This window comes from Bacteroidota bacterium (genome assembly GCA_013360915.1).
In the GTDB taxonomy this organism is placed as follows: domain Bacteria; phylum Bacteroidota; class JABWAT01; order JABWAT01; family JABWAT01; genus JABWAT01.
Map to the genome: position 1 here is coordinate 25,960 of JABWAT010000015.1, position 13,909 is coordinate 39,868.

Here is a 13,909-nt window from a genome sequence, read left to right on the forward strand (position 1 = left end):
ACAATAGCAGCAGCGGCGGTGACAACGGCGCTTGCAATGGTGATGATCGTTTTTGTTTGCATGTTGGTCCTTTTCCTTCTATTAATAATCTGACCAACAGATAAGAGTGGCAAAGTCTGAACTTTTCCAAAAAGGCTATAAAATCAGATCAGCCTTTCAGAGCGGAAAAAGGAGTTCAGGGGGCGGATCTGAACCTGAGGAAAACCGGGAGATTCCTCTCTGGTTATGCCTTTTGAACCTGTCATCCACAGGGTGACAGGTTCCTGTGAATCGGTCATGGCATAAAAAGGTATATTTTTCATCTGAAGATCATTGGGGAGCAGTTGTATTTGTCTATCCATTGCATCACTGTCAAGGTCAGCAAAGTAGAAGGGAATAACAGCAATTAATTTACCGAAGCGTCCGCCAGCTTTTTGCAGGTTGTAAATGCGGGCATCTGCATCCTTTTTATCAAAGGAATAGCTTTTTGCATCCACTGATAGTAACTGACCGCTTGTGGTAACAATCAGTAAATCAATCTCTGCGTTTGATGGCAGTTTGCCTGAAACAGGGGTTATTTCCACATTAGCAATTGCTTCGCTCAGTTTCGACGGTTTTTCCTGCTGAATCAGGGATTGAAAAGAATTCAGAACGGATCGTTCAAAATAATCGGAAGGACGTCGCATTCCGGTGAGCCTTTCAAATTCTTCCATTGATACAGAAACCTGATTTCGACCAAAAAACCGGGTCAGTTCCGGATCGGTAACTGTGAAGTCTGGTGAGGAACCGTCTGTGATCATATCCCTGATGAAACTACTGGTCAGCCAGTTACCCAGTTTACCGGGAATACTGGTTTCCATTTCCCGGAAAACTGCATTCAGTTCTTTTGGTGTGCCAATCTCCTTTTTGAAAAGCTGAATAAAGTCAGTGACCTTTTTTCTGATTTCAGGTTTTCGTTTTTCGAGCAATGTCCTGAATTCATTTAATGAAATATCCGTGGAAGAGGGAAGCTGGGAATATACGGCCTTCATCCAGCCACGGAATTCTGAGTTACTGTAAAAATCTGTAACCGGGTCTAAGCCGGATACCGGATAGATGGAAACTGATTTATCAGTTTTTAACAAACGATAGTTGAAGGCTGTTAATATCTCCTCCGCGGTCAGGTTGACTGATAGGGTGGTGGTTTCCAGTTTTGGTTCATTGCGAAAAATCAGCCATGTTTCCAATTGTTGATTTACCGGATTCGCATAACATGCACGATCGGGAATACCAGCCTGGTTCCGCCCGAGAAATAATTGCCAGCAGGCCAGTTGCTGGGGCTTCTGGCCACCACCCAGGCACCAGATAACCGGTTCGGAGGTGGGTAGCCGTTGCCTTACAACCCGGATTATTTCGTCAATTCTGCTATCCTGGTCTGATTTCAGAATGACCGGTTCGGTGACCCGGATTGAATGACTCTGCATCACCTGAATGAGACCTGTTGACCAACCTTCACCATTGGCCCGGGAGGTTTCGATGGGCATGAAGGAAGAAATTCCCAATTGAATAGCAGGAACCAGGTTACTGCTGTTTTGTTCCGTTGAAACTCCAATCATCAGCATGATGAATACTCCCTTTGATGAATCCAATTACCGGAATGCATGTTTAAAAATAAGCCTGAAGAAAATAAAAGGAAATGGTCCTGCTGAAACCGGTAGTTAACCATAGTTTGCCCCAAATTGGGTTGTTTTGAACCAAAAATCCCATTGACTGGCATCAACAAACACCGGGCTACCCAACCGGACAAAGGAACAGACAAGAAGAATACTGTCACGGTTGCCTTGTCCTCACGAGCAAATCAATTCTCAAAATATGAAAGAACCAATAGGTTCCATCATGGAAGAAGAATCAGAAATAGTCGCAATACCCTCACGGGTAAATCAATTCTCTAAATGCGCAACTTAACTGGTCCAGCACCTGTGGACCGGCGGACGTCGCAATACCCTCACGGGTAAATCAATTCTCTAAATCATTCGACCCTCTTTTTATAATATTTCCTTACAAAAAAAAATGTCGTAATACCCTCACGGGTAAATCAATTCTCTGAATAAGTAGAGTCGAAAGACAAAATCATGCTATCGTTGAAAAAAGAAAATGATAAGGAGTCGCAATACCCTCACGGGTAAATCAATTCTCTAAATTTGGATACCCTAAAACCGTTCATTTCGCAATCATTGCTTGCAGCTTTGTCGCAATACCCTCACGGGTAAATCAATTCTCTAAATTTAAACTCAAAGAGTCAATTCACCTCAATTGAGGAAGACAGTGTCGCAATACCCTCACGGGTAAATCAATTCTCTAAATTGTGACACCTCTGTAGCTTAGGCGTAAGAAAAAACAATAAATTGTCGCAATACCCTCACGGGTAAATCAATTCTCTAAATGGTTATCCGGAACATTATTCCCCGACTACGAATCGGCGAATATTGTCGCAATACCCTCACGGGTAAATCAATTCTCTAAATAGACCATAATACAACAGATACAGGAGACAACGTCATCGAGACCGTCGCAATACCCTCACGGGTAAATCAATTCTCTAAATAGTAATATCTTTGGCACATCAGGCTGGACGCAAGGCATTGAGTGTCGCAATACCCTCACGGGTAAATCAATTCTCTAAATAATGCACACTGGTATGCTGTAGCAATGGCTGGTTTGCCAATTGTGACGTCGCAATACCCTCACGGGTAAATCAATTCTCTAAATAGGTTCTGTCCGCCAAGACAGACGAGCAGCTCCGCGCAGCAATGGTTATGTCGCAATACCCTCACGGGTAAATCAATTCTCTAAATTTGCCTCTAACTGGTTAAGTGCCAAATTGAGGGCACTTGAAACCTATCGTCGCAATACCCTCACGGGTAAATCAATTCTCTAAATGGTGAGTTTAAGAAATTAAGCTTGCTGCGCTCGTCCCGTTAGGTCGCAATACCCTCACGGGTAAATCAATTCTCTAAATAACTGTTTTTTCAAAGACTTATAAAAACCGCAGATTTATCCAATATTGTCAAAGAACAATAATCATGCTTGATAAAACCAATATTATCAATCATTTAGACAAAAAATGGCTTCGTTTCACTGGCAATTTCTCAATCTCCCCCGACTAATCAATTAACCCCATCGGTTAAGTTCAATATTTTTAATCGTGAATGCAACGATAACTTCAATAATTATATAAACTTAGAAGTGCCCCTTTCGTCTTCTCAATCTGATTGGTTCCGATAACCCCATTGCCGGATTGAGAAACTGACCCCCTGCCATGGTATATAATTGGTTACCAAATTTCCGGCATTTTCTCAAATCGGTTTGTTTAAGCCCTCCGTAATAAGAAATTCGACAATCCGCCGACAGTATCCCAATATAAATGGAGACTACTAACATAAAGAGAATCAATGAGATGCATGGAAATAGCCGGTTTCTCAGATCATGTTCGCTCATGTCGGGTGTACCCATCTGTTTCGATCCTGATCAAACAGGCGTTACAAAGAAAATAATAGCGGATGGTATCACCTTTTCTGAGTAAATGCTGAATGTTTCTTCGCAGAGAAGTAAATTGTACCCGGGGTATTACTGCTCCCTCAAATACACTTTTCTGAACCCGCTCAAACCCCTGGTCAATCAGCAGATCGGCCACCTTTCGGCGAACGATATTTGTCCGGATATCGTATGCAGCAACAATCATGATTTACAGGATGATTTTATCGGACATTTCAGATTTATTTAGGTTACTGTATTCAATTATCGTGCTAGCATGTATCCGGGGTGTTCAATGGTATTTTCACCGATCACCATTTGAAATGCCATGGAGAAAAATGAGCTCTCTTACCAGTCAGGTACTCCGCAAGTTCTGTAGCCGTTTCATAAAAAATCACATCCAGACAGGTCTCTTTACCGTGATGGTAAAAGGGTGCATATAACCGGTCAAGAACCAGTCTTGCAATTGCCTGTTTGACCGGAGGCGAAAACGTGTTGCCTGAATGATGAAGTTTATGCAGCCGGAATGCTTTCAGTATGGCCCGGTCGACCAGCGGTTGCCTGAATATTTCAACCAGATCAAAAACAAGGGTTGGTTTTATTTCCTGATCGGAGTGCAGATAGGAAATCAGCGGATTGAGGCCCGCATGCACCACAGCAGATAACATCCGGTTATACAGAATACCATACCCATAATTTAAGGAGGCATTAACCAGATCGGTGGCCCCCCGCCTGACCCTGCCTTCAAAGGGAATTGTGTCTGGCAGCAAATATCTGAAAACCCGCCACCAGGAAGAAGCCGCCAGTCCTTCATAACCCATCAGGCTTGCAGATCGTGACGAGAAATCACCTGTAAAGGACAGTTCCGTAATCCGCTTACGGTATTCTGCCATGCGAGTAAGTTCTTCGGCGATCCAATCGGGTGCAGGGTTCTCTGGTACCCGTTGTTTCATGAAGTACCGGATGACCGCTTCCTGATTGATAATCTTGGATAACACCAACGATTGAGCAATGGTAAATCCTTTGATATTACGGGTTGCCTGTTCCTGGAAACGGGAAACCTCCCAACCCACATATTCGGGTGAAGTGAGAAAACCCATCGGGGTTCCGTCAGAACTTAATAGTTCAATGCGTATTCCTTCTTTGGCACAATCAAGAAGCAGGTCAGAGGATATGGAGCATTTCCTGGCCGAAATGGCTACAGAGCGGAGTGTTGAAAGTGGTTTACTCTTAATGATTTTATTACCTGCCCTCAGAACTGCGTTAGATCCGGATCTGCCTAAAATTGACCCGGGCTCATCTGCAAGCAGATCGAACCGAAAAGAAAGCAACCGGTTGTAGTACCGCTTTTTTCGTTCAATTTTCCGCTTGACCGTTTCACCAGCCGGTTTGGCGGATGGTGTTGATTGATCCTCAGCAGGAGAAAAGGGGTGTGGTGCGTCTGAATTGGCGCTTGTGGCCAACCGTGCGGTAACAGTGGGTTGCCCAGGTGACATTTTTTGACCACGATTCAGAATGACTGGTGCAGGGGGCCACCGCAGAAGCGAGATGGTTTTAAGATCGGGAAGCATTCGTTTTAACAGGTCGTTGATTTCAGTTTTTGACTTTCCTTTTTCAGACAATGCCGGGATTGCCTGATACCGTATTTCCTCCAGAACCTTTCCTTCAAGAATTTTTAATTGGCCGGCCGTTTCCCATGGCCCATAGTAGTGGTGCCATCCTGCCACCAGTTCATTGATATGATGCAACCATGCTTTTGGATCCTCTTTTAAAAAGTGCCTGTACTGATGTATGGTTTGATCGGCTCTTTCCATTTTCCCGGGTGCAATGGACCGTTGAACGGCAGCAGTGCCATCCATGATTGAAAATTGAATGCCACAAAATGAAAAAGGTTGGTTAACCGGTTGGGGTTCGGGTCTGGTGTCATTTAATTTCAGTTTCAATGGGTCGGCAAGGTAGGCGATTGCAGCGGGAATATGGGAAGATACACAATCAGCTGTCCGTCCCAGAAAGAGAAAATTATCTGCATACCGGACGTAATGAAATCCTTTTCTGTCGGTTATTACCGCCTGATCGAAACCAGTCAGGTACCAATTGCTGAGCAGAGGAGAAAGAACGCCACCTTGCGGGATACCGACTGTCCTGTCAAACCAGACACCACAGCGGATGGATCCCATGCGGGTCCATAATTCCAAAAGATTCAACATCCAGTCATCCTGAATAACCGGGGCTATTTGCTTTCGCAATACGGTGTGATTGATGGAATCGAAATAATTATCAATATCGGCCTGCCAGATAAACCCATGTCCGCACTGGATCATTCCGCTGATGGCCCGGATCATAAGCTGGTGTCCTTTTCCTGGACGGTAGGCATAGGAAAAGGGGGAAAACAGGGGTTCGAGAACCGGTTCAATCTGTCGTTTAACAACCAGTTGTGCCAGTTTGTCCCGAACCGTCAGCAGTGAAATTTTGCGATAGTCACCAGATCCTGGTTTGGGAATACTGATTGTCAGCGGTGGGTCGGGTGTATAATGACGCTCGTTCAGGTCGGTGAGTAACTGTTCCAGATTCTGATCGAGCCGTAACCCGAAGTCACGAAGTGAAACCTGATCGACTCCGCCCCCCTTTCCCTTCACCTTAATCAGTTGCCAACCGGCTTCCAGTTCCTGTTTGCTGGTCTGCCACATGGTGGTTCAGATCACAAAGTCGCCTGGTGGTGAGAGTTGGGTGCCATGGACCCGGTAATGTCCGAACCCAAACGTGGTATGCCGTCCCAGTGATAGATACTGACCACACCACAGTAACGGAAAAAGGTCTGTCCAGGGAGGATATATGGTGGCTGATCCTGTAAAGCCGTACCACACCTGTGAGGACTGATGCCGGTTGCTGTATCGTTTGACTGAATGCCAGCGGAGACCGGACTGAACCGGGGGAAGCGGACCATGCCAGAATGGCCGGTCATCTGCTTTGGCTGACTGATGGAAGTGAGCCAGGATCGCCAGACGTTCCAACAGACTGTCTGCTACCTTCTGAACCGAAAAAGGCGCATTTTCCGGGCCGGGTCCCATCAGACGACCGCTGCTTTTTAGATTAACCGGAGTATTGAAATGAATCAGGAGCGGGGCGGAACGATCGAGCCCGGCAGCGACCTGTGTGGCTTCTGCAATCAGATCGTTGAGCATCAGCGGACTGAATGTGCCGATCTGCCGGTCAGCTGATTCGTACAAAAGTGTTCGTTTACCGCTCCAGGATGAAAGAAAAACCCGCTGAACGGAAAACCGGCCCCTGTATGGGCCGTCTTCGCCGGAAAGTCTACCGGCTTGTTCCATTGCATAAATGAAGAGAGGCAGAGCCTGAACCGCCTGCCCAAACAGGTTCATCCGCAAACGAAATGCAGACCGGACCGTTTTATCCGGATTCACCTTACTCTTTGGAGGAATAATCAGATAGGGTCTGGGAATATCGCTTCCTTTAAACCAGGGCAGACTGTCGGTGTTGGCAGGCTCCATCCATCTGAAATAGGAACAGCCCGATTGAAGCGTACACGGATTACAATCCTGCAGTCCTGCCTGACGGTCCGGGTGCGTGCAGATCATCTGTTTGAGGGCGCGTGCAAACAACCCCCTGAAAACACTTCCCGAAAATTCGGGGACTGACAGCCTGCTCTGTGCCTTCAGATGAAATTCGAGCGGGAGAATCAGCAGATCCCCAGGCAGTGCTGCATTTGTAAAAACGTTCATTCATACTCCCTGAACCGGACAAAGGAAAAGCGGACCAGTTTACGGCCGTCGCCGGTTTCTGACGAATCCCGTTCAGAAGTGGTTGCCAGGCACCGGATTCCTGCTTCCCGCAACCGCCTGACCAGTGAGTACGTCATGCTCATTTCCCCCATTAACAGTACCACATCGTTTACAGGGTCATTCAGGTGACTTTTCAGAAGGGAAGCTGTTTTCTCTGCCAGTTCAGACAGTTCTGAGGTACTCATGGCCGGACTGACGGCAGGAAACGCAACATCCAGAATCTCACCAAATTGAGCAGCCGCCTCTGTCTGAGCAGCAGACCACCCCGCCGAGGGGTGGTTTGTGCAATTGATCAGCACCTCAGACCTTCCCCTTGTAAGTGGCCTTCTGAAGGGTCTTTCCTTTAATCACATCTAGAACAACCAGTACTTCATGGCCGGCAGTGAGACCCAGTCCATTCAGGTTCACACCTGACAGAATGGTTTCCGCATTTAAAAAGGGTCCCTCGAGGATTTTCACCCGTGGTGGTTTCGATGTTGAATCGGTGATTACGGCTTTGACCTGTCCTTGAGAAGGCGATGGACGGTTGGTTGGTGCGGCCGACTGACCAGATTTGGTGCCCTGAGGGGGGGTCATAACAGTAATGACTGGCATTTCAGTTTTTGGAACGGGAAGTTCGCCGGCTATTCCCGGATAGATTTTCACCCAGCCCAGGGGGTGTAAATCAGATTCCGTAAAACTTCGGGTAGTGGGAAATCCGGATTCAACTACTTTTTTTGTGATAGGATTTTTACCAAGCTCCATTGCCTTGCGGAATTGTTCGAAAAGTTCAGCATCTATCTGACGAATTGCCAGACCGATTGAATTATCGAAATAGGTTTTAAACCGTCCCAATCTGAGAAAACCTTTTTGTTGGCTTTGGTTTAACTGTTCCAGTAAATTTTCATAAAATTTTACCGTTTTTCCCTTTAAATCCGGTGACTTTGACAACCGGTTAATCTCATATTCAATGGAGGCCTTGCTGAATGCATTGATGCATTTCAACAGAGTACCTGACGGGTCATTTGAAAAACCGGCAAGGAAGTGATTTCTGATACCAGATTCAATGGAGAATGAAAAGCCAGTTTTAATGTTGGCAGGTAACAATTCACTCCATTGCGGTGACACTTGAGTTAGGTCAAACACCTTTTTCCTTGAAACATGTCGGATCTCGAGGTATTGTGCAGGAATAACAGTAGTGTCTGAGAAATGAAAATGGCGTGAATCCATCCCGTTTTCCTTGTCAGAAAGGGAACCAAACAGTTTGGTTTCTATATCCATTCCTGATAAATCTTTTCTCGCGTAATTCGTTCCTAATTTTGACTTGATGAAGGAAATCATATGGTTCATCTGAGCCTTTCCTTCTGAGTTTTCAGTCAACCAATGATAAATGATTGCTGTCCTGACAGCACCCTTAATTGTTGTTCCTGGAATAAAGGGGTTTCCCGCATTGGTTATAAACCGTGAAATAACCGACTTTTCATCGCTTCGACCGGTTATTGAACTCACCCGGGACACATAGGGTGTCAGATCGCCTAAATGCCCTGTCAGAAATTTTTTCAGGTCGAAATTTGAACGGGTATTGGAAATTTTTTCCTTAATTCCCTCCGTGTACCGATCAATCAAATCCGGGCTGATATTAATCAGGTCCTCAATGATTTTAGTTGTATCCAGAATCAGCAGGGAATTACCTTCAACAATAAAATCAGAGTACGGTGAAAGCACGTCCCCTTTTTCACTGCCGATAAAGATCGGTGTGATGGTTTCCAGAACCATCGGGTTGGTTTTAAGTTTTTCAGACATCATGATTCAGATACTCCGAATGGGATGGTAAAAGCAATTCCATTTCTGAACACCGGGTGATCGTTTCCGCTCTGTGCCGGTGATAGATCGACCAGACGGCCGTCGATTCCCGGTCGCCCGATGGCACCTTCCTTGCAGAACCGGGCCTGCTTGCGATGAAGATCCTGGTTTCCGAACCGGCCAAGAGACCCACCACCGCGAATAAACAGGTCATACCGGAGCAACCGGCCAAAATCGCCTTCGTCTTTCGGACTCAGTACCGACAGGCAAAAGACAAGCGGACTTGTTCTGTCTGGTTTTTGTTGAAAGTCGTTTGGTACCACCGGTGAAAATTTACCACAGCCCGTTGAGCGGTTGCCACCGATGCCTTCATCGCCCAGCATGCGCAGGGCGGCCAGATACCGGTTCAGTTCCGGTGTTTCCAGCTGGTGGTCCAGCAGGAAGTAAAATGCCGGAACCAGTGTCATCTCCGTTGTTCCGGTTTGTACCCTTACCGGCTCAGTCAACCGGAAGGAAGCTTCCTGATACAGACTGCCCGTTTTATCATCGGTATGAACGGTTACCTTCGGCAGTTCGAGGGTTTCCAGAAAGGAAAAGCCGGGTTCACCGACCGGGATCTCGGTTGTCAGTGCAAGGAATGATTTTCCCAGACGGATAAGATCCTTGTTTGATTTCTGCAGAGAGTAGCTGGTACCGATGTGATTCCCGTTTACGGAAAGTCCTGCGGAAATCCGGGCATAGACACCCTCACTCACCCATTGAATTTTTTTGAGAACTTTCCGGTTTTTCACCTCATCGGATCCTTCCTGCCGGTAGGCAATATCGGGCCGGGGAAGAAAGCGGACCACACGGTTCAGTTCGGGAATCTCGATGCAGGGAAATGCTGAAGAAAGTCTGAACCGCCCTGCCCTTGCAGTGCCGATCATCTCCTGACCACTGCCATACATCCACTGAAACATGTTGACCCAGGCAGAAAAAAGGGTATCCGAGTGGATATACAGACTCGTATCATCCACATCGGTTTTCCCCAGATGAAACCGGGAACCGGAGGGAACCCGTAGAAGAATTGGCAACATCGTCGTTCCCATCCTATCTGGTGAAATTGATGGTCACAGGTGTACCGTTGGCATTTTCTTCATAATCGCGAATGGTCTTTTTCGTGCTGACAACATCAGAAAACCGGATTTTTCCATAGCCACGGCTTCCCTGTCCGCCCAGATAGTCATCTTCGAGAATTCGCATGGCTTTGGCCAGCATATCCAGGTGGATGGATTCTTTGCCATCATCGAACTGGTTGTACACAATTTCGAAAGAAAAGCGGGCCCCGGCGGGCACTCTTTCCAACTGCCTCGGATGCTCGGCTGTGCCAGTCTTACGGTTAATGGTATTCTCCCACTTGCTTTCCGAGTAAGGAAGTTCCAGCTCTTTAAATTCAGGAGTGTTTTTAAAATGCTTCACATCGAGCAGGGCATCCCTGAATATCAGACGGGTTATCTGTGCATTGGAGCCGTCACGATCACCCTGATAACCGAATAATTCCTTGATCTCTTCATTGTCCTTATCCACTTTTTCTGAGCCTTGTTCGCGGGCCAGGATGGACCGGAGTTTTCCCTTGAGGGAGCTGCCGGGAATAAACGGTACCCCGCCGGCCGTTTTGATAACATTCAGATCAATGCCGCCAATATCCATGGCTGATTTTGAGCCGCCGATATGAAGGCCGGTTACGGCCTCGATGGAACCGGAGATGATGATTTTTGACTGTAGTTTGTGCATGGTTATTTTCTCCCAAAAAACCGGTGAAAGGCTATGATTGATTCAAGAAATTCAACTAATTCAGTTTTCTGATTGTCCGTTTTGACTTGTCTGAATTGATCGTCCAGTAAAAGAAGCAGGTTTTTAAATCCCTCCTTTTCAGCCCGGCCATAGGCATAGGCAATTTTGGGCCGGAGTTTGTGAACATCGAGAACAGTCAGGTCGGGTCGTTTCAGTGTCGAGAAAATATTTCGTATCTGAGAGGTTGTCATTTCATTCGAATTTTTCTCAACAAAACCCTTAACCTTTTCAATATACTCATTGTAGGTTTCGGGGCTTTTCGGACTTAAAATCAGTTGGTAAAAATTTTCACCAAACTGCTTTTTAACTTCCGAAAGCTTGTCCTCTGCTGTTTGTCTTTCTGGTCTGCCCCCTCCTTGCTGCGGCCTTGGACCAGGACTATTTTGCGGGCGCTGTTGATATTGCATGATTACTCTTGCTCCTTCGGTTGGTTTTTAATGAGACGTGATTCAAATTCGGCCCAACGGGCGGCCACGGCCACCAGCATGGGTTCGGTATCCTGACCCTTTAATCGTTTGAAAACGATCTGGTTGATTTTTTCGATGAGTTGGTCGGTCTGTTTTTTACCAGGCGAGTCCGTGTCTTTGCCGGCTGTTTCCCGGAAGGAATAAGCCAGGCGCCAGAGTCTCGGCAGCGGGATGTGAGATTTGCGATTTCCGCGGCGAAGCGGTTCAAGTTCCCGGGAAAAAAGCAACAATTTACCGATCACCGATCGTGCTTTTTTCTGCTTCACCAGATTGAGAATATCATCTTTCAACTGTCTCGCTTCATCGAATTCATCCCAGGAGAGGGTGTATCCGAAAACGCTTATGGCATTTTTAACCAGATTCCCTGCCGCATCTTGTCTGGACTTTGCTTCATCCAGTGCCTCATCGGCCAGATGGGCAAACCGTTTAACCGGAAATTTGTCATCTACCAGGAGTAGCCCGGCCGACAAGGTAATTCCCGGGTGATTGCCGGTGAATTCTTTAAAATCAGACCGGATCCGGGTTGCAAAACTGAATAGCCTGTCCCAGGCACCCACTGCAAAAAAGTCATCACCGCCCGAAAAAACGGTGTATATGTCATACCGGTAATCGGGTTCCTGTATGATGGTGTTTATGTACCCCTCAAAAAACCATCGAAGGTTTCTGGAAAGTGACGCAATCCGCGAGATGGACTTTAACTCTTCGGGCAGTCCGGTTTCGAACAGACTTCCAAGATTGTCGATGTCCATTTTCAGAATTCCGATTTTGGGTGTTCCGGTTCTGGATTCAGCGAACCGGGCCATGTGATGGAAGGTAATGGCCTGCTCTGGTATGGGTTTTTCCTCGCTTTTCAGATCGTCAGTTTCCAGCTTTTCCATGATCGATTTCCAATACTCCATTGAGGAAGGACCGTTGTCGTCGGCAGGTGTATGCCGCCAGACCGGGACATCCTTTACCAGAAACCGGAAGCCGGCCAGCGTGTTTCTGGAAATGCACCCAGGCCCACAAAACCGTGTATCGTTGAGCAGGATTGAGGATGGTGACAGTTTGTCTGAAGGAGAAATGATCAGCTCGTAGCCCAGGTCATGGATGGTTTTCTGCCATCCCGCCCTTTCAGTCGTTCCGGCAGGCAGTGGCTGGATAGATAGTCCTTTTGCATTGTACAGATTCCGGCTCAGTTCATCAACCCGGCGAACGGGCTGTCCGTCCTGCTGAGGCAGCGGGTCAAAAATTTCCTTTGCAGACAGTTCTTTAAACCGCTGTCTTTTTGCAATGTTAACCGATTCGCCCACCTCTTTCCATCGGTCGGTGATTTTGTTTCCTCCATCCTTTTTAATAAAATCAGTGATGCTGAGCGGCGTAAAACCGAAGGCAATAAATAAATTATCCTGCAGAAGTGCACGGGAAATATCCGGAATCAGGGACCGGAGTTTTTCCACTTTGCAGGAGGGGATAACCAGATAAAAATTACCACCGCCATTGTAGAGCAAATTGACTGGTTTCAGATCCAACCCATCGAGCAGAAAGCGGGCAACCACATCGGAAAGAGTCTGTACATAAAAGGACCGGCCTTTCAGCGATTTGGCTGTGGAAATTTTTTCTCCCCGTTCATCGAGAAGACGGGACGGGATATTGAAAATAAAATCCTGAATTCCCGATACATCTCCACACACAAGGGTGACCGGTGCAGGCAGATCATGGTAGCCATCCTTTGAAAGAATGGCAGAATCCTTGCCCTTCCAGGAACCATGCAGATATTCATCATACAGGCAAACAGCTAACGCAGCTGTTACGCGGCTGTGGTCGTACAGATTGATATCTGGTTTAGAGAGGCGTTCCTTGCCGTTGAATTCCACCGGTGTTTGTGCCGGGACATTGGACAGGTATTTCTCCATCAGATAGAGTAAGCCCTCCTCTGTTGGCTTTGACCGGCAGGCTTCCAGAAACTCTTGTACCAATGGGCGATAGGGAACCAGTTTCTCATCCTGAACTGCCGATTCAAGGTGATCGGGGAAGGCAGCGTTGCGTTCGGTCGACAGGGAGGAAAAATCGAGATACCTGGTTTTTTCCGGCTTCAATTGACTGATCTTACCGTCGACCGATACATCAATATTCACGTCCCGGAAGGGTGATTGCAGCCGGGCAAGGTGATATTTTTCTGGCATTAATTCTGCATCTTCTATCCGTTCTGCTGATGCACAGTCATCGGCAATCCGGATCAGTTTAAGAGGGACCCCCTTTTTATCGATGGATTCGAAGTCCCCTTTGGTGGGATCATTGCCCCGGTGGTGCCAGAGGGCGAAACTGGAAACAGCGTTGGTCAGAAAGGGCATGTATGAACGGAATTCATCGATGAACCAGGCAGAATACCGTTTATGGGCGTAGGTCTCTGAGGCATCCCCCCGATCCACATAGGATTTGGCTGCCCGTTGAATCTCTTCAAGTTTGCCCCTCTCAACAAATTTTCCGATGTCATGGAGCAGCGCCCCGAAGTATACGTTGTTACGATCAGACATGATGGATTCCCATTTCCTT

Annotated in this window: 10 protein-coding genes and 1 CRISPR repeat array; all 10 genes read right to left on the reverse strand. The window is 47.0% G+C overall.

Going from position 1 to position 13,909, the window contains the following annotated elements; all coding sequences use genetic code 11:
- Positions 1-143 precede the first annotated feature (143 nt).
- Positions 144-1,580 carry a hypothetical protein gene (locus HUU10_12895; GenBank protein NUQ82503.1) on the reverse strand — a complete coding sequence of 479 codons (1,437 nt, stop codon included), beginning with the start codon at positions 1,578-1,580 and terminating at the stop codon, positions 144-146.
- A 213-nt stretch (positions 1,581-1,793) separates the two neighbouring features.
- Positions 1,794-2,977: a CRISPR direct-repeat array (repeat unit 37 nt; unit sequence GTCGCAATACCCTCACGGGTAAATCAATTCTCTAAAT).
- Positions 2,978-3,442: 465 nt separating this feature from the next.
- Positions 3,443-3,700 (reverse strand): CRISPR-associated endonuclease Cas2, encoded by a 258-nt coding sequence (gene cas2, locus HUU10_12900; GenBank protein NUQ82504.1) that lies wholly within the window; start codon positions 3,698-3,700, stop codon positions 3,443-3,445.
- A gap of 103 nt (positions 3,701-3,803) precedes the next feature.
- Positions 3,804-6,179 (reverse strand): CRISPR-associated endonuclease Cas1, encoded by a 2,376-nt coding sequence (gene cas1 / locus HUU10_12905; GenBank protein ID NUQ82505.1) that lies wholly within the window; start codon positions 6,177-6,179, stop codon positions 3,804-3,806.
- 6 nt (positions 6,180-6,185) lie between these two features.
- The gene (gene cas6, locus HUU10_12910; protein ID NUQ82506.1) at positions 6,186-7,232 is read right to left on the reverse strand and encodes a CRISPR system precrRNA processing endoribonuclease RAMP protein Cas6; all 1,047 of its coding nucleotides are present in this window, start codon (positions 7,230-7,232) and stop codon (positions 6,186-6,188) included.
- Positions 7,229-7,591, reverse strand: coding sequence for a CRISPR-associated protein (locus HUU10_12915; GenBank protein ID NUQ82507.1), 363 nt, complete (start codon positions 7,589-7,591; stop codon positions 7,229-7,231). The genes cas6 and HUU10_12915 overlap by 4 nt, the downstream gene beginning before the upstream one ends.
- 1 nt (position 7,592) lies before the next feature.
- Positions 7,593-9,077 carry a type III-A CRISPR-associated RAMP protein Csm5 gene (gene csm5 / locus HUU10_12920; GenBank protein NUQ82508.1) on the reverse strand — a complete coding sequence of 495 codons (1,485 nt, stop codon included), beginning with the start codon at positions 9,075-9,077 and terminating at the stop codon, positions 7,593-7,595.
- The gene (gene csm4 / locus HUU10_12925) at positions 9,074-10,150 is read right to left on the reverse strand and encodes a type III-A CRISPR-associated RAMP protein Csm4 (GenBank protein NUQ82509.1); all 1,077 of its coding nucleotides are present in this window, start codon (positions 10,148-10,150) and stop codon (positions 9,074-9,076) included. Before csm4 ends, csm5 begins: the two co-directional genes overlap by 4 nt.
- Positions 10,151-10,163: 13 nt before the next feature.
- Positions 10,164-10,847: a type III-A CRISPR-associated RAMP protein Csm3 gene (gene csm3 / locus HUU10_12930; protein NUQ82510.1), complete on the reverse strand. Its 684-nt coding sequence runs from the start codon at positions 10,845-10,847 to the stop codon at positions 10,164-10,166.
- A gap of 2 nt (positions 10,848-10,849) precedes the next feature.
- Positions 10,850-11,314: a type III-A CRISPR-associated protein Csm2 gene (csm2, locus tag HUU10_12935; protein NUQ82511.1), complete on the reverse strand. Its 465-nt coding sequence runs from the start codon at positions 11,312-11,314 to the stop codon at positions 10,850-10,852.
- Between the two features lie 2 nt (positions 11,315-11,316).
- Positions 11,317-13,890, reverse strand: a complete 2,574-nt coding sequence (gene cas10 / locus HUU10_12940) for a type III-A CRISPR-associated protein Cas10/Csm1 (GenBank protein NUQ82512.1) — start codon at positions 13,888-13,890, stop codon at positions 11,317-11,319.
- Positions 13,891-13,909 lie beyond the last annotated feature (19 nt).